This window comes from Kitasatospora sp. NE20-6 (assembly GCF_045862635.1).
Genome location: NZ_BPRL01000102.1, coordinates 1 through 26,253, shown reverse-complemented (window position 1 = coordinate 26,253; position 26,253 = coordinate 1). Strand labels below are relative to the sequence as shown.

Genomic DNA, 26,253 nt, shown 5'->3' with positions numbered 1-26,253 from the left:
CACGACCGGAGCCGTACGCAGTCCCGCACGACGGACATCCGCGCAACGGTCGCAGGCACAAGGATGGGTGAGACGCTTGCGGGACGAAGGCTTCAGCGTTGCGCAGGTGAAAATCGAGGCAGCGCCATGGAATGCCGACGTGCCCCAGACCCCGGAAGAGGCCGCAGCGCTTCCCTCGTACCAGCCGTGAAAGGCCCGACATCTACCAAGAGATTCCCGCCCGCCGGCTTCGAGCCCGTCGTGCCGCCCTCGACCACGTGCTGAGCCTCATCACCGAGGCCCCGTGGAGCGAGAGCCTGATCCTGCGCGGGAGCATGGTCATGCCCGCATGGGTCGGGAGCCGGGCACGCGAGCCCGCCGACCTGGACTTCATGGTTCTGCCGGAACTGAACACCCTTGTTGATGAGCTGGATCCATACCCGCACGTGGACCGGATCGACGTCATCCAGCAATGGCCGGAAGCCGTCGACGGCGCGGCCCGGTACGAGATCTGGAGCGACGGGGAGGAGGAATACGAGACGCGCGGATTGCGCCCACGCACTCCCCCGGACGGGCTGTGCTGGGAACTGAACCCCGATCCGCCGGACCCCGTTCCTCCCTACGACGACCTGCTCGACCTGGTGCGCCGGAAGCCGGAAGCGGCATCGGGAGTGGTGCTGGATGCGGACAATGCCCGCATGGACCGCACCTGGGGATACGACTACGGCGGGGACGGCACGGCCGGGGTTCGCATACTCGTTCCATGGCAGGCAGAGGGTGTGCCCGGCGGTGAGGTCCAGCTTGATTTCGCCCTGAACGAGAGGTCTCCCTGTGCCCCGGTATGGACGCTGGTGCCCCGCGGCGACGGCGGCGAGCCGTCGATCATTCGCACAGCCGGCAGGGAACTGTCGCTGGCCTGGAAGCTTCTGTGGCTGTACGCCGACGCCGCGGATGGCGGCAGGCACCAGTGCAAGGATCTCTACGACGCCGTTCTCCTGGCAGAGGACAACCGCACCCGGCTGTCACCACAGCTCCTGCGGAAGGTTGTCCGTGACTCCCTCAAGGGTGCGGTGCCGGATGGCTTCAGCTTGGACTCGGTGCAGTTCGATGAAGCCGACTGGGTGACATTTCAGGCAGACCATCCCGACGTGCAGGGAACCGCTCAAAGTTGGCTTCGCCGACTGACCGTGGCTCTGGCAGTCATGTCCGCCCCGTTCGACGCAGCAACCCCGTAGCGGCCGGCCACCCGCTGGGCGACGACGACCGCGTGCCCGGCCGGGCGCCATCGCCAGCCGGGCGCCATCACCGGCCGGACTGCCGAACGCGACGGCCGCGGGGGCGTGGTGAGCCGATCGGCGCTACGCCACCGCGACCGGCCGCGCGGATCCGGGAACGACGCCGGTGCTCTCCACCGCGCAGGCCGACGGGACGGTCACGCCGGGTGTGGAGCGCGGGGGCCGCAAGGCTACGGGGCCCGGGCGGTGCCCGCGCGCTACCAGCGCGGGACGGCGGGCGTGGTCCACTCCGGGTCGGCCTTGCGCATCGCGGCGGCGTCGTCGCGGTCGCGCATGGTCCCGTCGTCGTCCAGCCAGCGCCGGTGCAGGTCCGCCAGCGCGTCGCGGTCCAACTGCACACCCAGGCCCGGCCGGTCGGAGACGGTGAGCCGGCCGCCGGTGAAGACGTGCCGCTCGGTGATGACGTCGTCGGTCTGCCAGGGGTAGTGCGAGTCGCAGGCGTAGTCCAGGTTGGGCACGGTGGCGGCGACGTGCGTCATGGCGGCCAGGCTGATGCCCAGGTGGGTGTTGGAGTGCATGGACAGGCCGACGCCGAAGGTGCGGCATATCGTGGCGAGTTCACGGGTGTTGCGCAGACCGCCCCAGTAGTGGTGGTCGGAGAGCACGACCTGGACGGCCTTGCTGGCGAAGGCCTCCTCGATCTCCGGGAACGTCGTGACGCACATGTTGGTGGCCAGCGGGACGTCGGTGCCGGCTGCGACCTGGGCCATCCGCGCGGTGCTGCTGGCCGGGTCCTCCAGGTACTCCAGGACGCCCGCCAGTTCGCGGGCGACGTACAGCGAAGTCTCCACCGACCAGGCACCGTTGGGGTCGAGCCGCAGCGGCTGCCCGGGGAACGCCTCGGCGAGGGCGCGGACCGCGGCGATCTCCTCGTCGGGCGGGAAGACGCCGCCCTTGAGCTTGAAGGAGCCGAAGCCGTACAGCTCGGCGAACCGGCGGGCCTGCGCCACCACGCCCGCGGGGTCGAGGGCCGCACCCCAGTCGTCGGACTCGCCCTGGCCCTGCGGATGGGCGGCGAGCCGGTAGAAGAGGTAGGCGCTGTAGTCGACGGCGTCGCGGACCTTGCCGCCGAGCAGCGCGTGCACCGGCAGTCCGAGGGCCTTGCCGAGGGCGTCCAGGCATGCCACCTCGAAGCCTGAGATGACCGACAGCCGCAGCTTGTCCGCGGTCTGGACGCCGCGCAGTCCGCCGACGTCGACCGAGTCGGAAACCTCGGAGGGATCGGTGCACACCTCCTCGGCCAGAGTGAACAGGCCGTTCAGATCGCTGACCGGGTGGCCCGGAAGCGCGGCGGCCAGCGGGGCGGCGAGTTCCAGGTACCGGGTGTCGCCGTACGTCTCGCCCACCCCGGACGTGCCGTCGGCGGTGATGACCTCGATGATCAGCCGTGGCGTGTAAGGCTGGTGCACGCCTTGGGTGTTGAGCAGCGGTGGGTCGGCGATCAGGATGGGGGTCAGCCGGACCTCGGCAATGGCAAGGGCGGTCGACGTACCCGCTGCACGACTCGTCTTCATATGTGAATCCTGTTCACCCATAAGTCCAAATCCTAGGTCCGCGCAACCGCACCCGTCAACGCACCTCACAACACCGGGACCACTCGGGAAACCGAACGCACGCCGACCCGTCAGCACGACTCACGACTCACAACTCACAACCACCCGGGCCCTACGGCGCGGGCGCACCCCGGCGGAAGGTGAACAGGTGCACCCCGCCGGCTCCACCGGCGGCGAACACCCGACCGCCAGGGGCCCATGCGCAGCCGTGCGCCGCATCTGCGGAGCGCATCGCTCCGGCGGGATCGCCACCGCCGGAGCTCCCGTCGCCCTGGTGGCGGGCATCCGGCCGTTCCGGTTCCGGCGGCTCAACGGGGTGCGGATCGGGGGACTTGCAGGCCGCCTCGCGCTCGGAACGGGGGCGACTGCGACGACCTCGTACGCGCTGGCGCTGCCGGCGCCGGTCGGCCACTGATGTCAGAGCTGGATGCCGACCTGCACGCACCGGCCCGGCTCACGGCTGCTCCGCACCTCCGGACTTCCGGCCGGCAGCGGCATGTACCGTGCCCGCCGCATCCCTGCCCGCCGTATCCGGGCGGGCCGGGCGGCGGGGCCTCGTACGGGTGCGACGCCCGTCCGGTTGCCGGTGCGAGGCGAAGGATCACGCCTGGCGCAGGTCCTGGACCCGGCGGATCTTGCCGACCGAGCGTTCCAGGGTCTCCGGGTCGACGATCGCCACCTCGACGGTCACGCCCACACCGTCCTTGACCCCGGCGGCGATCGCGGTGGCGGCGGCCTCGCGCTGTTCGGGGGTGGCGCCCGGGCGGCACTCGACGCGGACGGTCATGTGGTCCGTCCGGCCGCGCCGGGTCAGCCGGAGCTGGAAGTGCGGGGCGGCACCGGGGGTGCGCAGCACGATCTCCTCGATCTGGCCGGGGAAGACGTTGACCCCGCGCAGGATGATCATGTCGTCGGAACGCCCGGTGATCTTCTCCATCCGCCGGAACGCCGGGCGGGCGGTGCCGGGCAGCAGCCGGGTGAGGTCGCGGGTGCGGTAGCGGATGACCGGCAGTGCTTCCTTGGTGAGGGAGGTGAGGACGAGCTCGCCGCTCTCGCCGTCGGGCAGCACGTCGTCCGAGAGCGGATCGACCACTTCGGGGTAGAAGTGGTCCTCCCAGATGTGCAGGCCGTCCTTGGTCTCCACGCACTCGGCGGAGACACCGGGGCCGATCACCTCGGACAGGCCGTAGATGTCGACGGCGTGGATGTCCGTGCGCTCCTCGATCTCGCGGCGCATCTCCTCGGTCCACGGCTCGGCGCCGAAGATGCCGACCCTGAGCGAGGTGCTGCGCGGGTCGATGCCCTGGCGCTCGAACTCGTCGAGCAGGGTGAGCATGTAGGAGGGGGTGACCATGATGATCTCGGGCCGGAAGTCCTGGATGATCCGGACCTGGCGGGCGGTCATGCCGCCGGACGCGGGGATCACCGTGCAGCCGGCCCGCTCGGCGCCGTAGTGGGCGCCGAGGCCACCGGTGAAGAGCCCGTAGCCGTACGAGATGTGCACCTTGTGCCCGGGGCAGCCGCCGGCGGCGCGGATCGAGCGGGCGACCACGTCGGCCCACATCGCGAGGTCGTTCTCGGTGTAGCCGACCACGGTGGGACGGCCGGTGGTGCCGCTGGAAGCGTGGATGCGGCGGACACGGTCCATGGGGACGGCGAACATGCCGAACGGGTAGGTGTCCCGCAGGTCCGCCTTGGTGGTGAAGGGAAACCTGGCCAGGTCCTCCAGGGCGCGGCAGTCGCCGGGGGCGACGCCGGCTTCGTCGAACTTCCCGCGGTACAGCTCGACGTTGTCGTAGGCGTGCCGCAGTGTCGCCCGCAGACGGGTGAGCTGGAGGTCCCTGAGTTCCTCGCGCGGCATCCGCTCGGCGTCGTCCAGCAGTTCCTCGGGGATCGGCTCCCCCAGGCGCACTCCCCGCGGCGTCGGGGTCGTCGGGGACGGCGGGGACGACGGGGACGTCGGTTCCATGCTCATCGCGGCTCCTTCGTTCTCGTGCTCCGGATGCCGCAGCCGTGGCCGCCGCAGGTGCAGGCGCATGATTTCGACCACCCATCCACCGACCGATCATTCGGTCAGCGCGCTGCACGGCCAAGTAATCAAGCGACACCGCCGCCTGTCAAGGGATGGACACTTCATGCTGCAGGAGAGCCCCGCGCCCCGCGATTCCTTCGCCCGCCACCGCGAACCGCAGCGACCGCCGCGTTCCCACCCGCCCGGCGGCCCGACACCACGACACCACGGCACCCCGACACCCCGGCGAACACCGGACGGCGTCGGCCAAAACAGCGGCCCGCTGCCGAAGGGCCGGCCGGTGGATCCACCGCGCCTACCGGCTTCGGCGCTTCGGGCGATCGGCCCTGTTCGTGCAGCTGACCGACGGCCGCCTGCGCGCTGCGCCGCAGGTACGCGCCATGAGGCCGCCGGTCACACCGCGGGGGCGGCCTCGTCACGGGCCGGGCCGGCCGCGGACATGATGGCCTGCCAGGGAGCGGAGTCGAAGATGAGCGCGATCGAGGTGATCCGGCCGTCGTGGAGGCGGAAGTGCTCGGCCGTGTGCTGGGTGATACCGACGGCCGGGGCCGTGTGGACGTCGTAGACCAGGATGGCCTCCGCCTCGCCGTACAGCTCGCTGATCAGCTCCACGCCGGTGACGATGCCCAGGAGCCCGTCCAGCCCGTCGAGGTGGCCGGTCGGGCTGGTGGAGGCGATGAACGGGCTGCGGAAGCTGAAACTCCCGCCGATCTGGGCGGCGGCCGTGGCGACGTCTCCCCGGAACCGGGCCTCGTGGTAGGCCCTGACGGTACGTCGGGTGGCCGTGACGGCCGAGGTGGTGGTCATGCGGTGCTCCGTCGGTGTCGGTTCAAGGGGCCGGCCGGTCGCGCGGGGGTGCGTTCAGGTACTGCTCGATGCGGTGCTGGTTCTCGACCGTTCGCAGGCACAGATCGCGGAACCGGGCGAGTTCGTCCTCGGTGAACCCCTGGAAGACCGCGGACATGGCGCGCTGCGTCGGTCGACGGAAGGAGTCCAGCCAGTCGCGGCCTGCCGGTGTGATCCTGACGCGTACCGACCGGCGGTCGCGCTCGTCCCGGACCCGCTGCGCCAGCCCGTCGCGTTCGAGCGTGTCGACCAGGCCGGTGACGTTGCGTGAGCTCACCCCTGCCGCGCGGGCCAGTTCGCCGATGCTCGACCCCTCGTCCGAGGCCGTGTTCAGCCGGGCGAGGACGTCGAGCGCCCCCGCGCTGAGCCCGCGTCCCCCCGCTCCTTGCGAACGCAGCCGGTCGACCGCCTGCGCGGCCGACCGGACAGCTGCGGCCGTCTCCAGCGCGAGGGTGTCCTCGCCCGCCGCGAACGCCTGCATCGAGGCCCGGACACCGGGGTCGTAGAGGGTGCCGTCGGCGTCACGGGCCAGGCCGGAATTATGTACGTGCTTCATAATGAAGCAACACCCTACTCTGCGGGTGGCGGACACCACCAGAGGCCGCCACCGCACCGTCCCCGCAGACCCCGCCCTCGCGGGGTCTGCACCACACCACTTCTTCCGTCTCCGTCCCCGTCTCCGTCCCCCGCGGCTGCAGACGGAGCCGGCCGATTGTCGGTGCCGGGCGAGAGAATGTCTGTGCAGGCCACCCCCGGGTCGGTGCCTGCATCTCCTGCATCCCCTGCGTTCTCGCGCACTTCCGCGCTGCCCGCTCGACCCGCCTTGGAGGCGTCCCGTGAAGTCCAGCATCGGTACCGCCCGCTCCTTCCACCCTGTCGGCACGGACGGCGCTCTCTGCCGGGCGCACTCGCGTGCGGCGTTGGCCACGGCTACGGCCGCCATCGCCCTGCGGCGCGGCCTCGGCGCAGATCTGACGGATGACCAGCTGCTCGAATGCGTCACCGAGGCGCGTGCAGACGCCTCGGCGCCCGCTCCCTCGCCGGAGACCCGGATGGCCGTGCGGGCCGCCCTGCGGGCGCCGCTGACCCGCAGCGCGGACCCGCAGGAAGTGGCCGACGCGGTCTTCGACACGCTGCCGGACACTCCGCTGCGGATCGAGGGGACCGACGGTCAGGTCTTCTTCCTGGTGCCCATCCCCGCCCCCTGACGCGCATGGGGTCACGATCGGGGCTGCTGGAGACCGGCCGAGGCGCAGCAGCGGCATCCTCCCGTTCCGCCTTGCCGTCGCGGCCCTGCGCCTGCACCCGACAGGCCGGAGTGTCGGCCCTCCGCGGCATGCTCGCCGCCGCGGAGGGCCGGGCCGACTGAACAGAGCACCGGCACAGCACCTGACGGTCGGTCACCCGCCGGCGTGACGACGCCGGTCCGACCGCCTCAGCCTTCGAGCGAGGCACGCCTCAGCGTGCGGCCTGGTAGGCACGGCCGGCGGCGGTCGGTGTGGTGCCGTCGGTGAAGAGGCCGCTGCTCGGCTTCGACGGGTCGGCGCCGAGGCCGAACCAGGCGTAGCGCTGGAGGTAGGGAAGGGCGTCGAGGGCCTTGGTGGAGGCGGTGACGAAGGCGGCCTGCTGCTCGGGGGACGGGAAGCGGGTTCCCTGGGAGAAGTCGATCAGGGCGTACTCGGTGAGCCAGATCGGCTTGTGGTAGCGCTGGTGGACGGCTTCCAGGTAGGACGTCAGCTGGTCGACGGCCTGGGAGGTGCGGAAGTCCCCGCCGTACCAGTGGAGCGTGATGAAGTCGACCCGGTACCCCTTGGCCGCGGCACCGGACATGAAGCGGTCCAGCCAGCCGCCGGGGGTGTCGGCGCCGTACGCCACCGCCGGGCTGCCGAGGATCTTGCCGGCCTGCACGAGCTTCGGCCACAGGGCCAGGGCCTGATCGGCCGTCATGTTCGACTGCTCGGCCATGTCGGGTTCGTTGAACCCGAGCAGGTAGGGGCCGTTGGCGCGGGCCTGGGCGAGGGAGGCGTCGGTGACGGAGGCCGCTCCCCAGATCATCGGGACGAAGGACGCCGACGCGGGTGTCGTCACGCCGGTGTGCTGGGTGGCCCAGGTGTAGTACCAGCTCGCCCCGGAGGAGGCGAGCGCCCGGCTCACGCCGTTGAAGGACCAGACGCCGACGCCCTTCCGGGCGGACGTGGCGATCCCCGTCGGGGCCGCGGCCCCGGCGGTGGGCGCCGGTGCTCCCGACGGTGCCGGGGACGGCCCGGTCGGGGACGGCCGGGTCGCGGACGGGGTCGGCGAGGCGGACATCGCCTGCGACGGGCCGGGGCTCGGCGGGGCCGCCCCGACGGGTGCGGGCGGGGCGGACGACGCGGAGAGCGCGCTCGTCCCGACCGGGGCGTCGAGGAATCCCGGCGTCAGCCGGGCCCCGACCAGGACGACGACCGCTGCCAGGGCCACCGCCGCACTGCCGAGGACCGGCTTGGGGACGGCGTGCGGCCGCCTGTGGGCGGAGCGGCGCGCCCGCCGCCGTCCGCCACCGGGGCCCGGCGACGGCGAGGACGACGAGGAAGGCGTGCTGCTCGCGGTGAGGGCGTCGAGGATCCGGGCCGGGGCGAGGCTCGGCGGGACGGCCAGCAGGGGCAGGCCGTACAGCAGCCGTTCCACGGGGAGGAGCCCCTGGTCGACGCCGGTGCAACGCGCGCAGTCGCGGATGTGCCGTGCGAGCCGTTTGCGCCACAGCGGGCCCGGGACGCCGTCCCAGGTGGCGGCGGTCTCGCCCAGTCCGGCGCAGCGCGGGTCGGCGGCCAGCCCGCGCACCACGAGCCGGGAGACCTCCAGTTGCTTCTTCATCCGTCCGATCCGGACGGCGGTGTGACCGGTCGACAGGCCGAGGGCGGTGACGAGGTCGGCCTGCTCCAGTTCGCCGGTCTCCTTCAGCCACCACAGGGAGAGCAGCTCGCGGTCGTCGGGGTCGAGCCAGCGGGTGGCCTCGGCGATCTCGCGGCGCTGTTCGGTGAGTCCGAGGCGCAGGACGGTCAGGCCCGCGAAGTCCAGGGCGGGGTCGGGTATCGCCTCCGCCTCCTCCAGGCGGGCGACGCGGTCGCGGGCCACGGCGCGGTCGTGTTCGCGGTTGCGTACCTGCCGGATGGCGATGGCCACCAGCCAGGACCGGAAGGCGGCGGGATCCCGCAGGTCCGGCAGTCCTCGCACCATGCGCAACAGCGTCTCCTGTACGACGTCGTCGACGTCGGCATGGCCGTTCAGTGCCCTGCCGACGATGTTGTAGACCAGCGGCAGGCACTGGGCCACCAGGTGTTCCAGTGCCTGCCGGTCACCGGCGCGCGCCGCCGTCACCGTCCCGGTGTCGGGTCCACTGCGTCGGGCGTTCGACATGGGGTCCATTTCCTCTACGTGGGGTGGCGGCTGCGGCAGGGCCCGGGGCGCCCGTGGTCCGGACGGCGGGAACGCTGCCTGTCTACGGAGACCGCCGGCGCGGCCGCCCGACAACAGAAATCCGGTCGCGGATCGGATTTCTGTTGTCGGACGGCCTCCGACGCGGTCACCGGTACGTGCGCACGCACCCCGAGGAGCACGAGGAAGGCACCAGAATGACACGAGGACGCCGTCGACACGGTGTGAGGTCCCGGCGGCAGCGCTGGTGGTACCCGGTGGTTGCCGTGCTCGTGACGGCCTCCACCGTCCTGATCGCCCACGAGGTCGGGTCGCCCTCCCCGGCGGAGCCGGCTCCCGCGGCGGGGGCGCGGGCCACCGGGGTGCCGCCGCAGGCCGGCGCGCCGGCACCGGCCTCGACGGCGGCCTCCGGCGGGTCGTCGCCGTCCGCTGCGGCGAGCGGGTCGCCGTCGGCCCTGCCCTCCTCCGCGGCGAGCCCGTCGGCGGGCGCGCCGGCGGACGGCGCGAAGCGGACGCCGGGCGCGTCTGCGCGACAGCCGTCGACGGCGCCGGCGGGCGAGCGGCTGATCACCGTGGTCAACCGGACCGCCGAGACGGTCTGGGCGGTCGTCAGCAACAGTGCGGCCTACCCGCAGGGCCGCCGGCTGGAGCCGGGGCAGATCACGTCGCTGACCGTGGCGAACACCTGGAACGGGCGGATCTGGGGCCGGACGGGCTGCGCCTCGACCGCGGCGGGCCACTGCGCGGGCGGGGACTGCACCACCGTCTGCGACGGCCCCAACCCGCCCACCACACTGGGCGAGTTCGCCTTCGACGCGTATGCCGGCATGGACTTCTACGACGTCAGCATGGTCGACGGCTCGAACCTGCCGATGTACATCAACATCTCCCACACCACGACCACCGACCCGGTCGGTCCGACCGGCTGTTACAAGGGTGCCTGCACGACCCAGGTCGACTGCCCCCGCGCGATGCAGGCGCTCGCCGACGGCCGGGTGGTGGGCTGCAGGCCGCCGTGCGCGGCGTTCGGCGGCGACGCCTACTGCTGCGTCGGCCGGTGGGCGGGCCGCGAGCACTGCGTCCCGTCGAGGTGGCCGGTCGACTACACGCAGGTGTTCAAGAAGGCCGCGCCGTACGCCTACTCGTACGCCTTCGACGACGCGGCGACCATGCCGTGCAAGGGTGCCTGCTACTACCGCGTCACCTTCGGCACCACCGGTTGACGGCGGACACGCTCGGCGGCCCCGCTGCGCACGACCGGCGATCAGTCACAGGGATGCGGTGGACCGGGTGCCGGAAGCAGGGCCCCGGGAAACGCGGCAGGCCCGGCACCTGGGGTGCCGGGCCTGCCGGGATTGGTAGCGGGGACAGGATTTGAACCTGCGACCTCTGGGTTATGAGCCCAGCGAGCTACCGAGCTGCTCCACCCCGCGTCGGTAGGCCCGACTGTACGGCACCGGGTCCGGGCTTGGGAAATGCACGACGGCCCGGCCCCCGACGGGAGACCGGAGCGCTGCGGCAGGCGTGGTCGAGAGGTGGCGCAGGTCGCTCCGGTCGGGATCGACCGCGCGGCACGAGCCCCGGGGTGCGCACTGCCGCGGCCGTAAGCTGTGCGCGGAGAGGAGGTCGATGTGCGAGGGTTCGGGCATCTGGAGGCCGAGATCATGGAACGCCTGTGGGCGTGGGACCGGCCGGCGAGCGTCCGCGAGATCGTCGACGACCTCAACCGCACCCGGCCGGTCGCCTACACCACGGTGACGACCGTCGCCGACATCCTCCACCGCAAGGGCTGGCTCAGCCGGCACAAGGAGGGCCGGGCCTGGATCTACGCGCCGACGCGCTCCCGGGCCGCCCACACCGCCGATGTCATGCGCGAGGCCCTCGGAGACACCGGCGACCAGCACGCCGCCCTGCTCCTGTTCGTCGAGAACATGGACAGCGCCCAGGCCCGCGCCCTGCGCGACATCATGGACCGGACCGAGAAGGGCAGGCCATGACGGTACTGATCCTCCTGGCCGTCTTCCTGACCGTCACCGGCTGGCTCGCACCGCGACAGCTCGCCCGCAGCGCCTGGCCCGCCCGCGCGCCGCGGGCCGCCATGACGACCTGGGCCGCCCTGATCCTGGCCTGCGCCGCGGCCGTGGTCATGCTGGCGCACCGGATGATCACCACCGACCACCACGGCCGGGGCCCGTTCGGCTGGCTGCTCCCCGCCGCCGCGCGCGGCGACGACGGCCCCACCGGGCACGCCCAGGCCTTCTGGATGGGCATGGCGATCCTGGCAGCCCTGTCCGGCGTCGTCCTCACCGCCTGGATCCGCGGGGCCCGCGTCCGGCGCCGGCACCGCCGGCAGCTCGACCTCGTCGCCCGCCGGCACGAGGGCGGATGGCTCGTCATGGACGCGGACGAGCCCGCCGCGTGGTGCGTGGCCGGGGACGGCGGCCGGATCGTCCTCACCGAAGGCGCCCTTCGCCTGTCCCCCGCCCACCGGGGCGCCGTGCTCGCCCACGAGGGCGCCCACCTCGAAGGCCGCCACCACCTGATCACCTCCGCCGCCACCGCACTCGGACGACGGCTGCGCTGGCTGCCCGCCGCCCGCCTCGCCGGGCAGGAGGTCCCGGCACTGGTCGAGATGGCCGCCGACGACCGCGCGCTGCGCACCACCACCCCCGGCGTGCTCGCCGAGGCCCTGTTCCTGTTCGCCACCGCCCGCACCCGGCCGTCGGCGCTGGGCGCCGGCGACCACGCCGTCGTCGCACGCGTACGCCGCCTGCTGGAGCCGGCGCCGCTGCCGCACGCCGTGCGCGCCGTCTGGTGGATCGCCGCCGTGGCGTTCCCCGCAGCACCCGTCCTGCTGGCCTGCGGGCCCTGACCCCCGGCCTTGACCCCCGGCCCGGCCCGGCACGCACCGCCCGGACGCGGTCCCGGTCCGGCGACCCGCCGCACCGGGCTGCCAGGTGGCCGGGCTGCCGGGCTGCCGGGCAAGCGATGGTCGTGCGACTTGCCAGAACCCCACCCGGATCTACTAAGTTACTTAGAACAAGGAGGTCGGCCCCGCGGGCCGCACCCCTCCGCGACCGCGTCGCGGACACGTGGGACGACATCCAGGGAGTGACGCACGCATGGGAAACCGTCGCAAGCCCGCGCCGCCGAGCCGGGCCCGGGTTGCCATCGTGACCACGGCCGCCGCCGGCTCGGCCATCCTCGCCGCCACGGGCAGCGCCGACGCCGCACCCAAGCCCGATCTCGCCACCGTCAAGGCCCAGGTCGAGAACCTCAACGAGCAGGCCGAGGTCTCCATCGAGAAGTACGACAAGTTCAAGGAGACCCGGCAGCGCCTGCAGAAGGACGCCACCGAACTGCAGGACCAGGTCGCCGCGGCGCAGGACAGGATGAGCGGTCTCAGGGACCGCCTCTCCGCGGTCGCCGCCGACCAGTACCGCACCGGCAACGTCGACCCCACCATCGCGCTCATGTTCTCCTCCGACCCGGACGCCTACCTCGAACGCGCCTCCGCACAGGACGTCGCCGCGAGCTCCCAGAGCGACCTGCTGCGCCTGCTCCTCGAACAGCAGCGCCGCCTGGACCAGCGGCGCACCGAGGCGACGGCCGTCCTCGGCCAGCTCGACACGACCGACCGGACACTCGCCGCCGAGAAGAAGCTCGTCCAGAGCAGGCTGGCCGAGGCGACCAGGCTGCTGACCGGCCTCTCCGCGGCCGAACGCGCCGAGGTCAACGCGCAGGACGGCCGCTCCTCGCGCACCTCCGCCCGCGAGACCTACAACGGCCCGGCCACCGGCCGCGCGGCCGCCGCCGTGCAGTTCGCCTACGCCCAGCTCGGCAAGCCCTACCTGTGGGGCGGCACCGGCCCCAGCAGCTACGACTGCTCGGGGCTGACCGGCGGCGCCTGGCGCGCCGCGGGCGTCTCGCTGCCCCGCGTCTCCCAGGACCAGTGGAATGCGGGCCAGCGCGTGTCGAGGGCCGACCTGCAGCCGGGCGACCTGGTGTTCTTCTACTCCGACCTGCACCACGTGGGCATCTACATCGGCGGCGGCAAGATGATCCACGCCCCGCGCACCGGCAAGAACATCGAGATCCTCCCGATCGAGTACATGCCGTACGTGGGCGCCGTCCGCCCCTGACCACGCGCCCCCGGAGTCCCGACGCCGCCCTTCCCCCGACGGAGGACTGCGTGGCACGACGGCGGACGACCGCGGTGCAGGCGGACACGCCCGGCATCGTCAGGACCGCAGAGCCGGAGGCGAACACCTCCGCCCGACAGGGTGTCACCGCCACAACCTGCCTGCTCCCCGTGCACGGCCCGCACCGCATCGGGTCCGCCTCCGACGCCCCTCGCCCCTCGGCTCACCCTCGTACGAACGAGTGGTCTCCGGCGACAGCGGCGGCGGCGACCCGTCCGGTCCCCGGTCCACGCACACGGCGGGTGTTAGCTTCGACCTCGTCGTCGGATCGACCGACGCCCGCCGACGGCGCCGCAACCATGCAGTCGTCGGGAAGGTTCCTGCCCGATCGGCGTCGTGAGGTGGCCAGATGGGTGTGTGCTCGCGGCGAGCGGTGCTGGCCGGCCTCGTCTCCTCTCCGCTGCTGGCGGTCGGCTGCGACGCCGGCACGATACCGAGGACGCCACCTGCCGAAGAGGCGCCGAGCAGCGCCGCCCCCGAGGAGCAGGGGCCGGCCGGCTACCGGAGGCTGCCGATCCCGCCGCTCGCGGAATCCCGCACGGAGGACGGCGTGCGGTGGTTCACCCTGGAGGCGCGGCCCGGCCTGGCGAGCATCGTGCCCGGAAAATCAACCCCGACCTGGGGGTACTCGCAGGACATCCTCGGCCCGACCCTGCGCGCCCGCAGCGGCGAGACGGTGGGTGTCCGGGTGAGCAACCACCTGCCCGAGCCGACCTCGGTCCACTGGCACGGCCTGCACCTGCCCGCGCGCTTCGACGGCGGCCCCCACCAGCCGATCGCCCCCGCGGCGGCCTGGAACCCCTCATGGGTGATCAACCAGCCCGCGGCGACCCTCTGGTACCACCCGCACCCCCACGGGTCGACCCAGGTGCACACCTACCGCGGGCTGGCCGGCCTGTTCCTCGTCGACGACGACACCGGCGACCGCACCGGCCTGCCGAACGAGTACGGCGTCGACGACCTCCCCGTCATCGTCCAGGACAAGAAGCTCAACCCCGACGGCACCCTGGACGAGCGCAACGACCCGGGGACCGGCCTGCTCGGCCCGACGGTGACGGCCAACGGCATCACCGGGGCGTACGCCCCGGTGACGAGCGAGCGCGTGCGCCTGAGGATCCTCAACGGCTCGACGATGCGCGTCTACAACCTCGGGCTGGACGACGACAGCGAATTCGAGATGGTGGCCTCCGACGGCGGGCTGCTCACCGCCCCCGTGCGGCTGCGCCGCCTCGTGCTGACCCCCGGCGAGCGCGCCGAGGTCGTCGTCCGCATGCAGGCCGGCCGACCGCGCACCCTCCGGTCCTTCCCCGCACCGGCGCCCGGCAGGGCGGACCGCGGGTCCGCATCCGGAGCCGACCGGAGCGAGGAGTTCGAGATCCTGCTCCTCAGCCCCCGGCCGCAGCTCCGCCCGAGCACGGCAGCACCCTCGAAGCTGGCCACGATCCCCCCGCCCGTGACGACCGGGGCGGTGGCCCGGACGTTCGAACTGGACGGCAGCAGGATCAACGGGCTGCCGATGGACATGAACCGGATCGACGTCACCGCCACCGTCGACGTACCGGAGCTCTGGACGGTGACGAACACCCACAACCGGGTGCACAACTTCCACATCCACGACAACCACTTCCAGGTCCTCGACGTCGACGGCAGCTCGCCCCCACCGGAGCTGGCCGGCTGGAAGGACACCGTCGCCGTGCCGCCGTCCGGCTCGGTGCGTCTGGCCGTGGTCTTCCGCAACCACACCGACCCCGAGAACCCGTACATGTACCACTGCCACCTGATGCGTCACGAGGACGACGGCATGATGGGCCAGTTCCTGGTCGTCGGGCAGGGGCAGCAGCCCGGCTGAGCCGCCCGCCGACGACGGGACCGGGACCGGGCGGAGCGGGCACGGTCGGCGAGGGCGGAACCGCGGACGCCGGTGCCTGGCCGCGCACCATCTGCACGGCCTGGACCGCGTGCGGGAATTCGAGTCCGCGAGTGCGGAGACCGGTTCGCCTGCCGGTCAGGCCGATCAGGCCGGTCAGGGCCGCTCGGGGCCGCGGGCGGGCAGGGTCCGGCTGTAGACCACGCTGGTGGTCGTGCTGCCGAAGCCTGCCAGCTCGTCCACGAGTGTCTCCAGGTGTTCCATGGAGGTCGCGGCCGCCTTCAGGGTGTAGCAGTCGTCGCCGGTGGTGCGCAGGCACTCCAGGATCTCCCGCCGCTCGGCGAGCAGGCGGTGCAGGGGCTGGTGACGATTGCCGTGGTACTTCAGCCGGACGACGGCGAGGATGGGGTAGCCGACCCGGCTCAGGTCCACCGCTGCGTGGTAGCCGGTGATGACGCCCAGCGACTCAAGGTTCCGTACCCGCTCCGTGGTGGCCGAGGGGCTGAGGCTGACGCGCCGCCCCAACTCGCTGAGGGAGATGCGGGCCTCCCGCTGCAGCTGCTCGATGATCGCCCAGTCGATGTCGTCGAGATTCACGGCCATCCCGCGATCCTACCGGCAGAACCACGGGAGAAGGCCGGTATTCCCGGGAAGTCGAGGTTCCGGGTGCAGTGATCGCCGGGATAGCCTCGGATCATGCAACTTGGCGTGAACGTACCGAACTTCGGGCCCGGTACCGATCCCGGCGTCCTGCGCGAATGGGCGCGGATCGTGGAAGGGCTCGGCTACGGCCTCCTCATGGTGTCGGACCACGTGGCCGTCACCCCGGACGTGGCCGAGCGGTACCCGGAGCCGTTCTACGAGCCGTTCACCACGCTGTCCTGGCTGGCGGGCCTCACCACGAAGGTGCGGCTCGGAACGACCGTGCTGGTCCTCCCGTACCGCCACCCCCTGGTGGTGGCGCGGATGGCCGCCAACCTCGACCGGCTCAGCGGCGGCCGGCTCGTGCTCGGAGTGGGCGTCGGGTGGGCGCAGCAGGAGTTCGACGCGCTCGGCGTGCCGTTCGCCGCACGCGGCCGGCTGACCGACGAGTACCTGGCCACGATGCGGGCCGCCTGGCGTGCGGAGACCGAGGACGGCGCGCCCTCCATCCCCGTCTGGGTCGGCGGCCACAGTGCGGCGGCGCTCCGCCGCGCCGCCGGGTTCGGGGACGCCTGGCACCCGCTGCGGCTCTCCCTGGCCCGGATGCGAGCCGTCCTGACGGACCATTCGCTGCCGGCCTTCGCGCCCCGCATCGCCCTGCGGCTGACCGACGCTCCCGTCGACGACCCCCTGCGGATCGCCGGCGTCGGCACCGTCGAGCAGGTTCTCGACGATCTGGAGCAGCTCCGTCTGATGGGTGCGGACACCGTCGTCCTCGACCCCTACCACGGAGATCCGGAGGAGACCCGCCGGCCCCGCACGGCCTGGCAGGCCCTTACCGAGGTGGCCACCCGATGGAGGACGACATCATGATCAGCACCACTGACGAGGCACTCCTGCGGCGGGCGATCGGCATCGCGGCCGCCGCCGTCGCCCAGGGCGACGCACCGTACGGTTCCCTGCTCGCCGGCCCGGACGGCACGATCCTCGCCGAGGCCCACAACACGGTGCGCCGCGACGGGGACATCAGCGCCCATCCGGAGCTGAAGCTGGCCCGCTGGGCGGCCCGCGAACTCGACCGGGAGACCGCCGCGGGCACCACCCTGTACACCAGTTGCGAGCCGTGCGGCATGTGCGCCGGCGGCATCGCCCGCTCGGGCATCGGCCGGGTCGTCCACGCGCTCTCCACCGCACAACTCGTCGCCCTCAACCCGGAGTCGGGCGCCTGGCCGACGGTGCCCCACGACGGGCCGGCCCTGTTCGACGAGGCGCGCGCCCCCGTCGAGGCCTACTACCGGTCGGGCTGACCCCGATCCGGGTCGGCGGGTTCGTCCCTCGTCTCGGCCGCCCGCCCGCCCCAAGCGTCCACCTCAAGCACCCTCGACACGGACGGCGCGGGCGGCGCGGGCGGCGAGACGACGACGAAAGGTGACACGCCCGTCACAGTGGGTAGGGTGTGGCGTCAGCACCTATCAACGGGAGACCCGCATGGCCGAGCAGGCCGACCTCATCCTCCACGGTGGCGAGATCGTCACCGTCGCCGAGAGCAGTGACGCTGACCTCCGGCCCGAGGCCGTGGCCGTCAAGGACGGCACGATCGTCTTCGTCGGCTCCCGGCAGGAGGCGCTGGACCACTGGAACGGCCCGCGGACCGTCGTGCGGGACCTCGAAGGCCGTGCTCTGCTGCCCGGGTTCGTGGACGCGCACGGACACCTCGGCGGCATCGGCCTGCAGGCCACGATCGCCAACCTGCTGGCCGCACCGGACGGCGACGTCACCGGCCTCGACTCGCTGAAGGACAAGCTGCGCGCCTGGGCCGGGAGCCCGGTGGGCGCGGACTCCGAGTGGATCGTCGGGTTCGGGTACGACGACGCGATGCTCACCGAGGGCCGGCACCCCACCCGCGACGACCTCGACGAGGTGTCGGTGGACCGCCCGGTGCTGGCCATCCACCAGTCGTTCCACCTCGGCGCGGTGAACAGCGCCGGCCTGCGGCGGCTCGGCTGCTCGGCCGCCACACCCGATCCCGAGGGCGGGGTGATCCGGCGGCGCGAGCTCGCCGTCCCGCCCTCGCACGGCGAGCCCGACGGGGTGCTGGAGGAGAAGGCGTTCACCCCGGCCTCGGACCTGGCACTCGCGGGGCTGCCGGAACGGGAGCTGCTGTCACTGTTCGTGACGGGCGCGGCCACGGCGGCAGCCTTCGGCTTCACCACCGTGCAGGAGGGCGGCACCACCCTCGCCAACCTCAAGGCGCTGCGGGACACGGCCGCGGCGGTGCCGTTCAAGGTCGACGTGGTGGCGTACGTGAAGGCCGGCGAAGCGGTCTCGTCCCCGCTGGACGACCCGATCGGGGTGAGCGACGCCTACGTGGACGGCGTCCGCGCGGCCGGGGTGAAGCTGGTCCTGGACGGCTCGCCGCAGGGGCGCACGGCGTGGCTCACCGAGCCGTACCTGACGCCGCCTCCCGGGCAGCCGCACGGCTATCGCGGATACCCGGCGGAGCCGGACGACGCGGTGGTGGCCAAGCAGGTCGGCACGGCGGTCGAGCGGGGCTGGCAGGTACTGGCGCACGTCAACGGCGACGCGGCGATCGACCAGTTCCTCCGGGCGGTCGAGGCAGCCGGGCCGGGCCGGCGGCCGACCGTGGCGATCCACGCACAGACCGCCCGCGAAGACCAGGTCGAGGCGTTCGCCCGGCTGGGGATCGTGCCGTCCTTCTTCTCGATGCACACCTACTACTGGGGCGACTGGTACCGCCGGACGGTCCTCGGCGAGGAGCGGGCGGCGACCATCTCCCCCGCCCGCTGGGCGCTCGACCGGGGCCTGCGCTACACCTCGCACCACGACGCGCCGGTGGCGCTGCCGGACTCGATCGCCGTGCTGTCCGGCCAGGTCACCCGGCGCACCCGTACCGACGGAACCGTCCTCGGACCGGAACAGCGAGTGTCCGCCCTGGACGCGGTCCGCGCGATCACCCTCAACGCCGCCCACCAGTACGGCGAGCAGGACCGCAAGGGCAGCATCGAGGTCGGCAAGCTCGCGGACCTGGTGATCCTCAGCGCCAACCCGCTGACGGTCGACCCGGAGGAGATCCGCTCCGTCGAGGTGGTCGAGACGATCAAGGCGGGGACGACCGTCCACCCACCCGCACCCGCCGGCCCGGCCTCGGGAACACCGACCGTCACCGGCACCCCGGCCACCGCGCCCACCCCGCTGTGGGGCTGCTCCTGCTGAGCCGCGCCGCTCCGTGCCTGAGCCCCGGCGGTCCGGGTGACCACCGGGGCTCCGGCGCGCCGTCACGCCGTCACGGCCGCCGGCCCGCGATGCCGGCCTCGAAGGTGCGGAAGCCGCACTCCTGCTGCCACTCCAGCTCGGCCTTCGGACTGCCGGCCAGCAGCGCCGCGCAGGCCGCGCCCGGGTGGTCGCTGCCCGGCTCGTCCCCCGCGCACTCGGCGGCCGGACGGTAGCCGTCCCGGTCGGCCCACAGGCTGCGCCCGGGCAGGAAGGCGTACTCCAGCGACGCCCGGGCCAGGTCGCGCAGCGCCGGGTAGTCCAGGTCGTACGTCAGCGCGGCCCGCTGGTACTCCATGGTGATGTCGCCCCGGGAGACCCCGGGATCGTCGGTGGCCAGTGCCACCGGGACACCCGCCGCCCGGTAGCGGGGGAAGGGGTGGTCCGGCCCGCTGACGCCGAGGATCTGCGCGTTGCTGGTGAGCGGCACCTCGACGGCCACGTGCCGGTCGGCCAGCAGCCGCAGCAGCCCCTGCGGGTCGTCCTCGTACGCCAGGTCGACGCCGTGGCCGATCCGCTCGGCGTGGCCGGTGACGACGGCCTCCCGGATGTGGAAGCGCAGGTCCTCGGGCTTCACCAGGCCCGGCACCAACTCCCCGGCGTGCAGGGTGATGTGCGCCTCGGGATAGACGCCGTGCAGGTAGTCCAGCATCTGCATCTGGAGCCGGTAGTTCTCCAGCGCGGCCGGCGCGTCCTCCGGCTGGACCAGGTTGACCGCCACGAACCGCGGGTCCTGCCGGGCCAGTTCCATGCCGAGCAGCAGCTGGGTGAACACCCGCGCAGGGGTGGAGGCCCGGGAGGCCTGGGAGATGAACCGGACGGTCAGCGCGCACCCCGGTGCGGGGTCCGGGCCGTCGCAGTGCGAGGTCGCCCGGAACTCCGCCTCCGTGGCGTCCGCCTCGGCGACGGCGGTCCTGACCGCCTGACCGAGCCCGTCGTCGGCGAGCAGCTTCTGCCGCAGCTGCTCCAGGTCGCTGTCGAAGCCCACCCTGGCGGCGAGCGCGGCGGCCGCGTCCGAGGCCGGGGTCAGCATGGTCTCCAGGTAGGACTGGTGCTGGGTCGCGGCCGAGTCGGCGACCTCCGCCAGCAGCCGGCCGGGGTGGGTCCAGGAGGCCGGCCCGAACTTGCCGAAGGTGGCGAAGAAGTGGTCGTGCCCGGACTCCGCGCCGGGGACGAAGTCCTGCATGGACCAGGCCCGGATCACCTGCAGCCGGAAGTCCTCGTCCGTCTGCGTGTCGGCGGCCGGCCTGCTGCCGGCCGCGCACGGGGCGAAGGTGGCCGTCGAGGTCGTCTCGTCGATGCACAGGCCCTCGTCCACGGCGATCTGCAGCAGCAGTTCGGTGGAGGCCGCGCCGGCCAGGTGGTTGTGCAGGTCCCCGCCCTTGGGCAGGGCCTCGAAGAAGGCGCGGAGCTCGGCGGGGCGGTCCCGGATGCTGTGCAGGTACCGGGTGACGCGGTCCTCCGGCGCCCCGGTGCCCGACCGGGCGTTCGCGGGGGCGGGGACCAGGGAGAGGAGCAGGGCGGTGCCGGCCGCGAGGGCGGCGGCAGCGGCTCGGCTTGTACGGATCATGGCCGCATCCTGACCGCCGGCCCTCCGGGCACCGGGTGCGACAGGCCGACCGGGCCCTGCGGTCAGCCGATCGCCGCAGCGCCCGGCCCCGTCCGCCCCCGTCCCCTCCGCACGTCCCCGTCCCTCCCCGTCCCTCCCCGCACGCCTCCGCACTCCCCCGCACGCCTCGCCGGCCGGCAGGGCCGCGACGGGATCACCGTACCGGGCGACGCCCTGACGGTGGATCGGCACGCGGCCGTCGGGCGGCGGCCCGCACGGGCAGGAGGGAATACCGTGCCGAAAGCGTGGTTACCTCAGTTGACGCACCAGGGGGTGAGCGATGGCGAAGGCCGCGGAACGGCCGCTGCGCGGACGCGCGGACGCGCTGGACGCGGTGCTGGGCGAGCTGCGCCGGGCCGCACGGGGCGAGGGCTCGCGCCTGGTCGTGGTCGACGGGGAGCCCGGCATGGGCAAGACCGCGTTCCTGCGCGCCGTCCGCGAGCAGGCCGAGCGCCAAGGCTTCGCCGTGGGCTCCGCCCCGGCCGGGGAGGGCGACCGCACCACCCCGCTGGCCACCCTGGGCCTCGCGCTCCGGGCAGGCGGCCGGGTGCCCCTGCTCGGCGCCGAGAGCTTCGCAACCCTGCTGCCGCTCGTCGAGCAGCCGCTGTGGCTCGCCGAGCGGCTGGCCGCCCTGCTGAAGGACGCGGCCGCCGCCCGGCCGCTGCTGGTCGCCCTCGACGACGTCCACTGGGCGGACCCGCTCAGCGTGTTCGTCCTGCGCATCCTGCCGGCCCGGCTGGCAGGCCTGCCGGTCGTGCTGCTGCTGTGCGGCAGGCCGGTGCCCGGCGGCCCCGCCGACCAGGCCGCCTCGGCCGCCGACGAGGCCGACGTCCCCGTGCTGCGCACGGTCCTGGGGCCGCTCGCCCGGGAAGCCGTCCTGGAGGTCGCCCGCGACCGACTCGGCAGGCCCGCGGACGGGCAGCTCGCCGGACGGCTGTCCGAGGCCCGCGGGATCCCCTTCCTCGCCGTCCAGATCGTGGCGGGCCTGATGGAGACCGGTGGCGCCGCGGCGGACGGGCACGGGCTGCCGCCCGGTCTGCTCGCCGGGGTACGGCGCCGCCTCGCCCCCGCGTCGGACCTGTGCCGGTCACTGCTGCGCACGGGCGCCGTCCTCGGCCCGTCCTTCGCCCTCGCCGACGCCGCGCACCTCCTCTCCGAACCGGCCGTACGCCTGCTGGGGCCGCTGGAGGAGGCCCTGGCCGCCGGGCTGCTCGCGGACGACGGGCAGCAGGTGCGGTTCCCGCACGACCTGCTGCGCCGCGCCGTCTACGAGGACGTGCCGCCGTCGGTGCGGCAGCACCTGCACCGGAGCGCGGCGGAACGCCTGCTGGCCGACGGCGGCGGCGCCGCGCTGGCGGCCCCGCACGTCCTGGCCTGCGCGCGGCCCGGGGACGCCGAGGCCGTCGAGGTGCTGCGCCGGGCCGCGTTCGAACTGCTCGACACCATGGCCGTGACCTCGGCGGGCCTCATCCGCCAGGCGTACGACCTCGCCGGGGACGCCCCCGGGCTGCGCGACACGCTCGGCCGGGACGTGGTCGACGTACTCGTCCGCGCCCGGCAGTTCGACACGGCGGAGGACTTCGCCGCGGGCCTGCTGAACACCGCCGCCGTACCCGGCACCGCGCCCGCCACGCCCGGCACCGCGGCCGGCACCGAGGCGGGGGTGCGGCTCCTGCTCGCCCCCCACCTGTGGGCCGCCGGACGCCGAACCGACCTCGCCGCACTCGCCCGGGACGTGCCCGCGGCGCCGCCCGCGCTGCGCCAGCGGCTCGCCGCGTACCGGTCCTGGGCCGAGGAGACCCCGACGGCGGCGGCGACCGACCCGGTCGCCACCGCCGTCGCCGCCGCGGTGCGGGCGCAGCGCGCCGAGGCCGCCGGCTGCTACGCCGACGCGCTGGCCGGCTACCGCCAGGCGCTGGAGCTCGGTGCGGGCTGCGCCCGGGAAGCCGGCAACCTGCCGGCCGCGCCGCTGCTGGTGCGCACGCTGCTGATGCGCGCCGTGCTCGGCGAGACGGACGAAGTGCTCGCGGAGACGGAGACGGCCGGGGACGTGCCGGGGATGGACTCCTGGGCCGCCGCACGGCTGGCCGCAGGCCGGGCCCAGGTGCTGCTCGGTGCGGGCCGGTTGGCGGAGGCGGAGGCGTCCGCAACGCGTGCGCTCCGACTCGCCGGGGAGATCGGCGACCCGGCGGTGGAGCCCGAGGCACGCCACGTACTCGGCCGGGTGGCCCTGCTCCGGGAGCGGCGGTCGGACGCCCGCGCCCAGCTCGCCGCCGCGGGTGGCGGCGCGGCCCTCCCGGTGCTGGCGGCCTTGCTCGCCGAGTCCGAGGGGCGGCCGGACGCGGCCGCCCGGCTGGTGCGTGCGGCGGCGGACACGCCGCTCCCGTGGCGCGAGGAGTTCCTGGCCGAGGCAGCCTGCTCGGCTCACCACGCGGGCGACCGGGGGACGCTGGAGGAGGCCGTGCGGCAGCTGGACGACCTGGCCGGGCGCAACCCGGGTGCCGACGGCCTGTCCGGAGCCGCCACGCTGGCCCGCGGCCTGCTGTCCGGCGACCTCGACGCGGCCGGGCGCGCCCTGGCGGCGTCGGCGCGCCCGCTGCTGCGGGCCCGGGCGGCGGAGGAGGCGGGCCGGGCCGCCCTGGCGAGGGACCGCGCGGGCGCGCTGGCCTTGCTGGAGGACGCCCTCGACCGTTACGAGGCGGCGGGCGCGACCGCGCCCGCCGCGCGGGTGTGGCGCCGTCTGCACGCCGCCGGGGTGCGGCGGCGCGGCCGCCGGGGGGTCACGCGGCCCGCCACCGGCTGGGAGTCGCTGACCGCGGCCGAGCGCAAGGTGGCGTGGCTCGTGGCGCAGGGCCACACCAACCGCTCCGCCGCCGCCCGGCTGGTGGTGGCGCCGAGCACGGTGGGCACGCATCTGCGGTCGGTGTTCGGCAAACTGGGCGTCACCTCGCGGGTCCAGCTCACCCTCCGGGTGATGGGGGCGGACGGCCCGGCGGCGGGTGCGGACCCCTCGGTGCCGGACACGGACGGCGTGCCGGCGCGCGCGGACGGCTAGGGGCCGCCCGGCCCGGCGCCCTCGTACGGGGCGCGGGCCCGGCGGCCCGGTCGGTGGAGCGGGTCAGCGGGGGTTGCGTGCCGCCTGCTCGATCACCGAGGCCACGAGTGCCGGGTGCGTCGTCGTGACGTCGTGCGCGGATCGGACCCGCCAGGACCTGGCGTGCGCCCGGTCGGCCATGAACTGCTGGACGGCCGGCGGGATCGCCTTGTCCTCGGTCGAGATGACGGCGTAGGCCGGGACGGACGCCGGGGCGCCCTGCTCCGCCCTGTCGCTGAGCGTCGTGGCGGCCACCGGGCGCTGCCCGGCCGCCGCCACGGCGGCGTCCCGGGCGGTGCGGTCCGCGGCGAACACGGCGTGGAAGTCGGCCGGCCTGACCACGAGTTCCGGCCCGCCGGCCGCGTGGAGGAGCACCGAGGTGGTGTCGGGGCCGAGCAGGCTGCCGGGGTGACGGGAGTTGAGCTCGCCCACGCTCTCGCCCTTGACCGGGATGAAGGCCGACGCGTACACCAGGGCCCGCACGTCCGGGACCTGCGCGGCGACCTGGCCGATGAGCATGCCCCCGTAGGAGTGCCCCACCAGGATCACCGGGCCGTCGACGGAGCGGACGACGTCGGTGAGGTAGGCGGTGTCCTCGGCCAGGCCGCGCAGCGGGTTGGTGGGCGCCACGACCTGGTAGCCGCGGCGCTGGAGCCGCTCGACGACGCCGCTGAACGCGGAGGCGTCCTCGAACCCTCCGTGCACCAGGACGATCGTGGGCCGGGGGGCCTCGCCCGCGGCGCCCGTGGCCGCGGCGGTGCCGCCGAGCGCGGCGGGCGCGGCCACGACCGCCCCGGCCGCCACGATGCCCACGGCGGCCCGGAGCAGCTTCCTGCGGTTGCGGGAGCGATTGCGCTGTTCGTTCATGAGTCGTTCCTTGGTCGTGTCGATGGTGTGGGACGGCCGGCGGCGGGTCCGCTGCCTGCGGTCACGGGTGTCCTGCCTCGTGGCACCGCTGCCGGGGGTTCCCCTGCCGGAGGTGCCGCCCCCACCGGGTGCGGGTCGCCGCCGGTGAGGTGAGCACAGCCAACCGCCCACGGCCCGGACGCGGCATCGGGCGGACGGGGGAACCCTCCGGGCCGGCCGGGACCGCCCCGCCGCCCCGGTGCTCCGTTTCCTCATGCATCCGTGGGAGGGCCACCGCACACGGCCTGGTCCTGGGCCTACGACGTCGACGGCCGGATCGGCGACGGGCACCACGGACCGGCGGACCGCCCTCGTACCCGCCCCGGCCCGGCCTGACCGGCACTCAGCAGGCGGCAGGCAGCAGGCGGCAGGCGGCCGCGGGCACACCACGGCCCGGCGACTGGTCACCGCGTTGCTGGACCGCAACCACAACCCGGCGGCCGAACCCGCGCACGGTGCCCGTCACGCACCGACAACCGGTGGATCCCCGACGGGACGAATCGGGCGCGGCGGGACAGGACGTGGCGGGACAGGACGTGGCGGGACAGGACGTGGCGGGACAGGACGTGGCGGGACAGGACGTGGCGGGACAGGACGTGGCGGGACAGGACGGCCTCCGCGGCGCCGTCGGCAGGCGCCTGCTACGGCCGGTCCGGCGCCACCGCTCCCAGGGTGAGCGGGTGCCCCGCGACTGCGGCGGCCGCGAGCTTCCACACGTCCAGCCGGTCGCCGTCGAAGAACTCCGGCGGCAGCACCGCTGCCGCGGCCTCGGCCTCCGTATCGCCGGCGGGGCGCAGTATCCGCACCTCTGCGGGCGACCCGGTTCCGCCGCAGCCGAGACTCGTCCGGGGTTCGTGGAGTTCGAGCTGCAGCCACGCGCCCACCGAGGAGGGGCCTTCCACCGACAGGAGACCGGCCTCGTACAGGTCCGTGACGAGCAGATTGCCGACCCGCAGTGCGCCGTCGACGAGCAGGACGCACTCGCTGACGCACAGCAGGTTCTCCACCGTGACAGCACCGGTGACGCACAGCGTCGGGTAGTGGCCGGAGTTGTGGAAGTACAGCGTTCCTTCGACGGTCACGTCGCCGTCGATCACATGGACCACTTCCACGTCCTCGCGCCCGCCGGCGTCGTCGATGCCGCAGCCGACGGCCACACCACCGGCGAGGGCCAGATCTCCGTCGTGGACGAAGACGTGCGCCGGCTCCTCGCTGAACAGTGCGTCGAACTCGAGGTCCGGGCCGGCGAGGAACGGGAAGCGCTCCACCGCCTCCTCCCACGGAACGGCCTGCCAAGCGGTCGTCAGCCGGCTGAACGGCATCGCACTCTCCAGGGCAGGACGACGGGAGGATCGATCATACCGGCCGCCCGTCGGCCGGTTCGGGGTGTGGTTCAGGGTGGGAGTGCTTGTTCGGCCCAGATGGTTTTGCCGTTGACGGCGTAGCGGCTGCCCCAGCGGGTGGCGAGTTGGGCGATGAGGAAGAGGCCGCGGCCGCCTTCGTCGGTGGTGCGGGCGCGGCGT

The 26,253-nt window shown here is 73.9% G+C and carries 21 protein-coding genes and 1 tRNA gene; 11 read left to right on the top strand and 11 right to left on the bottom strand.

Going from position 1 to position 26,253, the window contains the following annotated elements; all coding sequences use genetic code 11:
- The first annotated feature begins 257 nt into the window (after positions 1-257).
- On the top strand, positions 258-1,214 hold the full coding sequence (locus SNE206_RS38310) for a nucleotidyl transferase AbiEii/AbiGii toxin family protein (protein WP_407918217.1): 957 nt from the start codon (positions 258-260) through the stop codon (positions 1,212-1,214).
- A 257-nt stretch (positions 1,215-1,471) separates the two neighbouring features.
- Here the strand turns inward: SNE206_RS38310 and SNE206_RS38305 are convergent, their stop codons facing one another.
- The 4 genes from SNE206_RS38305 to SNE206_RS38290 form a co-directional block, all read right to left on the bottom strand.
- A complete protein-coding gene (locus SNE206_RS38305; protein WP_407918216.1) occupies positions 1,472-2,788 on the bottom strand; it encodes a glucarate dehydratase family protein in 1,317 nt (438 codons plus the stop codon).
- A gap of 640 nt (positions 2,789-3,428) precedes the next feature.
- Positions 3,429-4,802 (bottom strand): phenylacetate--CoA ligase PaaK, encoded by a 1,374-nt coding sequence (gene paaK / locus SNE206_RS38300; RefSeq protein ID WP_407918215.1) that lies wholly within the window; start codon positions 4,800-4,802, stop codon positions 3,429-3,431.
- Between the two features lie 450 nt (positions 4,803-5,252).
- The gene (locus tag SNE206_RS38295) at positions 5,253-5,666 is read right to left on the bottom strand and encodes a hypothetical protein (protein ID WP_407918214.1); all 414 of its coding nucleotides are present in this window, start codon (positions 5,664-5,666) and stop codon (positions 5,253-5,255) included.
- A 22-nt stretch (positions 5,667-5,688) separates the two neighbouring features.
- The gene (locus SNE206_RS38290) at positions 5,689-6,261 is read right to left on the bottom strand and encodes a MarR family winged helix-turn-helix transcriptional regulator (protein ID WP_407918213.1); all 573 of its coding nucleotides are present in this window, start codon (positions 6,259-6,261) and stop codon (positions 5,689-5,691) included.
- A gap of 280 nt (positions 6,262-6,541) precedes the next feature.
- Here SNE206_RS38290 and SNE206_RS38285 point away from each other — a divergent pair, with 280 nt between their 5' ends.
- Positions 6,542-6,913, top strand: coding sequence for a hypothetical protein (locus SNE206_RS38285; protein ID WP_407918212.1), 372 nt, complete (start codon positions 6,542-6,544; stop codon positions 6,911-6,913).
- A gap of 250 nt (positions 6,914-7,163) precedes the next feature.
- Here SNE206_RS38285 and SNE206_RS38280 read toward each other — a convergent pair whose 3' ends face one another.
- The gene (locus tag SNE206_RS38280; protein WP_407918211.1) at positions 7,164-9,101 is read right to left on the bottom strand and encodes a sigma-70 family RNA polymerase sigma factor; all 1,938 of its coding nucleotides are present in this window, start codon (positions 9,099-9,101) and stop codon (positions 7,164-7,166) included.
- Positions 9,102-9,376: 275 nt separating this feature from the next.
- On the opposite strand from SNE206_RS38280, the gene SNE206_RS38275 reads away from it, so the two are divergent.
- Complete coding sequence (locus tag SNE206_RS38275) at positions 9,377-10,342, top strand: thaumatin family protein (protein ID WP_407918210.1); 966 nt, start codon at positions 9,377-9,379, stop codon at positions 10,340-10,342.
- 133 nt (positions 10,343-10,475) lie between these two features.
- On the opposite strand, the gene SNE206_RS38270 is transcribed toward SNE206_RS38275, so the two are convergent.
- Positions 10,476-10,552 (bottom strand) — tRNA-Met (locus tag SNE206_RS38270).
- A 198-nt stretch (positions 10,553-10,750) separates the two neighbouring features.
- Here SNE206_RS38270 and SNE206_RS38265 point away from each other — a divergent pair.
- The 4 genes from SNE206_RS38265 (at position 10,751) to SNE206_RS38250 (ending at position 15,170) form a co-directional block, all read left to right on the top strand.
- A complete protein-coding gene (locus tag SNE206_RS38265) occupies positions 10,751-11,116 on the top strand; it encodes a BlaI/MecI/CopY family transcriptional regulator (RefSeq protein WP_407918209.1) in 366 nt (121 codons plus the stop codon).
- A complete protein-coding gene (locus SNE206_RS38260) occupies positions 11,113-11,991 on the top strand; it encodes a M56 family metallopeptidase (protein ID WP_407918208.1) in 879 nt (292 codons plus the stop codon). The genes SNE206_RS38265 and SNE206_RS38260 overlap by 4 nt, the downstream gene beginning before the upstream one ends.
- Positions 11,992-12,241: 250 nt before the next feature.
- Complete coding sequence (locus SNE206_RS38255) at positions 12,242-13,261, top strand: NlpC/P60 family protein (RefSeq protein WP_407918207.1); 1,020 nt, start codon at positions 12,242-12,244, stop codon at positions 13,259-13,261.
- Positions 13,262-13,670: 409 nt separating this feature from the next.
- Positions 13,671-15,170 carry a multicopper oxidase family protein gene (locus SNE206_RS38250; RefSeq protein WP_407918206.1) on the top strand — a complete coding sequence of 500 codons (1,500 nt, stop codon included), beginning with the start codon at positions 13,671-13,673 and terminating at the stop codon, positions 15,168-15,170.
- Between the two features lie 174 nt (positions 15,171-15,344).
- Here SNE206_RS38250 and SNE206_RS38245 read toward each other — a convergent pair whose 3' ends face one another.
- The gene (locus tag SNE206_RS38245) at positions 15,345-15,791 is read right to left on the bottom strand and encodes an Lrp/AsnC family transcriptional regulator (RefSeq protein ID WP_407918205.1); all 447 of its coding nucleotides are present in this window, start codon (positions 15,789-15,791) and stop codon (positions 15,345-15,347) included.
- 93 nt (positions 15,792-15,884) lie between these two features.
- Here SNE206_RS38245 and SNE206_RS38240 point away from each other — a divergent pair, with 93 nt between their 5' ends.
- The 3 genes from SNE206_RS38240 to SNE206_RS38230 all read left to right on the top strand — a co-directional run bounded on the left by SNE206_RS38240 (position 15,885) and on the right by SNE206_RS38230 (position 19,064).
- Positions 15,885-16,703 (top strand): LLM class flavin-dependent oxidoreductase, encoded by an 819-nt coding sequence (locus SNE206_RS38240; protein ID WP_407918204.1) that lies wholly within the window; start codon positions 15,885-15,887, stop codon positions 16,701-16,703.
- On the top strand, positions 16,700-17,137 hold the full coding sequence (locus SNE206_RS38235) for a nucleoside deaminase (protein WP_407918203.1): 438 nt from the start codon (positions 16,700-16,702) through the stop codon (positions 17,135-17,137). The genes SNE206_RS38240 and SNE206_RS38235 overlap by 4 nt, the downstream gene beginning before the upstream one ends.
- 181 nt (positions 17,138-17,318) lie before the next feature.
- Positions 17,319-19,064: an amidohydrolase gene (locus SNE206_RS38230; protein WP_407918202.1), complete on the top strand. Its 1,746-nt coding sequence runs from the start codon at positions 17,319-17,321 to the stop codon at positions 19,062-19,064.
- 70 nt (positions 19,065-19,134) lie between these two features.
- On the opposite strand, the gene SNE206_RS38225 is transcribed toward SNE206_RS38230, so the two are convergent.
- Complete coding sequence (locus SNE206_RS38225) at positions 19,135-20,691, bottom strand: adenosine deaminase (RefSeq protein ID WP_407918201.1); 1,557 nt, start codon at positions 20,689-20,691, stop codon at positions 19,135-19,137.
- A 319-nt stretch (positions 20,692-21,010) separates the two neighbouring features.
- Between SNE206_RS38225 and SNE206_RS38220 the strand changes: the two genes are divergently transcribed.
- Complete coding sequence (locus tag SNE206_RS38220; RefSeq protein ID WP_407918200.1) at positions 21,011-23,785, top strand: AAA family ATPase; 2,775 nt, start codon at positions 21,011-21,013, stop codon at positions 23,783-23,785.
- Between the two features lie 63 nt (positions 23,786-23,848).
- Here SNE206_RS38220 and SNE206_RS38215 read toward each other — a convergent pair whose 3' ends face one another.
- From SNE206_RS38215 to SNE206_RS38205, 3 genes are all read right to left on the bottom strand, one after another.
- Positions 23,849-24,691 (bottom strand): alpha/beta fold hydrolase, encoded by an 843-nt coding sequence (locus tag SNE206_RS38215; protein ID WP_407918199.1) that lies wholly within the window; start codon positions 24,689-24,691, stop codon positions 23,849-23,851.
- Positions 24,692-25,371: 680 nt separating this feature from the next.
- Positions 25,372-26,052, bottom strand: coding sequence for a hypothetical protein (locus SNE206_RS38210; RefSeq protein ID WP_407918198.1), 681 nt, complete (start codon positions 26,050-26,052; stop codon positions 25,372-25,374).
- A gap of 71 nt (positions 26,053-26,123) precedes the next feature.
- A partial coding sequence (locus SNE206_RS38205; protein WP_407918218.1) for an ATP-binding protein occupies positions 26,124-26,253 on the bottom strand: 130 nt, incomplete at its 5' end.

Coding starts and splice junctions, on each gene's coding strand:
- SNE206_RS38305 (WP_407918216.1), bottom strand. CDS start 2,788: ATGAAGACGAGTCGTGCAGCGGGTACGTCGACCGCCCTTGCCATTGCC.
- paaK (WP_407918215.1), bottom strand. CDS start 4,802: ATGAGCATGGAACCGACGTCCCCGTCGTCCCCGCCGTCCCCGACGACC.
- SNE206_RS38295 (WP_407918214.1), bottom strand. CDS start 5,666: ATGACCACCACCTCGGCCGTCACGGCCACCCGACGTACCGTCAGGGCC.
- SNE206_RS38290 (WP_407918213.1), bottom strand. CDS start 6,261: ATGAAGCACGTACATAATTCCGGCCTGGCCCGTGACGCCGACGGCACC.
- SNE206_RS38280 (WP_407918211.1), bottom strand. CDS start 9,101: ATGTCGAACGCCCGACGCAGTGGACCCGACACCGGGACGGTGACGGCG.
- SNE206_RS38260 (WP_407918208.1), top strand. CDS start 11,113: ATGACGGTACTGATCCTCCTGGCCGTCTTCCTGACCGTCACCGGCTGG.
- SNE206_RS38255 (WP_407918207.1), top strand. CDS start 12,242: ATGGGAAACCGTCGCAAGCCCGCGCCGCCGAGCCGGGCCCGGGTTGCC.
- SNE206_RS38250 (WP_407918206.1), top strand. CDS start 13,671: ATGGGTGTGTGCTCGCGGCGAGCGGTGCTGGCCGGCCTCGTCTCCTCT.
- SNE206_RS38245 (WP_407918205.1), bottom strand. CDS start 15,791: ATGGCCGTGAATCTCGACGACATCGACTGGGCGATCATCGAGCAGCTG.
- SNE206_RS38240 (WP_407918204.1), top strand. CDS start 15,885: ATGCAACTTGGCGTGAACGTACCGAACTTCGGGCCCGGTACCGATCCC.
- SNE206_RS38235 (WP_407918203.1), top strand. CDS start 16,700: ATGATCAGCACCACTGACGAGGCACTCCTGCGGCGGGCGATCGGCATC.
- SNE206_RS38230 (WP_407918202.1), top strand. CDS start 17,319: ATGGCCGAGCAGGCCGACCTCATCCTCCACGGTGGCGAGATCGTCACC.
- SNE206_RS38225 (WP_407918201.1), bottom strand. CDS start 20,691: ATGATCCGTACAAGCCGAGCCGCTGCCGCCGCCCTCGCGGCCGGCACC.
- SNE206_RS38220 (WP_407918200.1), top strand. CDS start 21,011: ATGGCGAAGGCCGCGGAACGGCCGCTGCGCGGACGCGCGGACGCGCTG.
- SNE206_RS38215 (WP_407918199.1), bottom strand. CDS start 24,691: ATGAACGAACAGCGCAATCGCTCCCGCAACCGCAGGAAGCTGCTCCGG.
- SNE206_RS38210 (WP_407918198.1), bottom strand. CDS start 26,052: ATGCCGTTCAGCCGGCTGACGACCGCTTGGCAGGCCGTTCCGTGGGAG.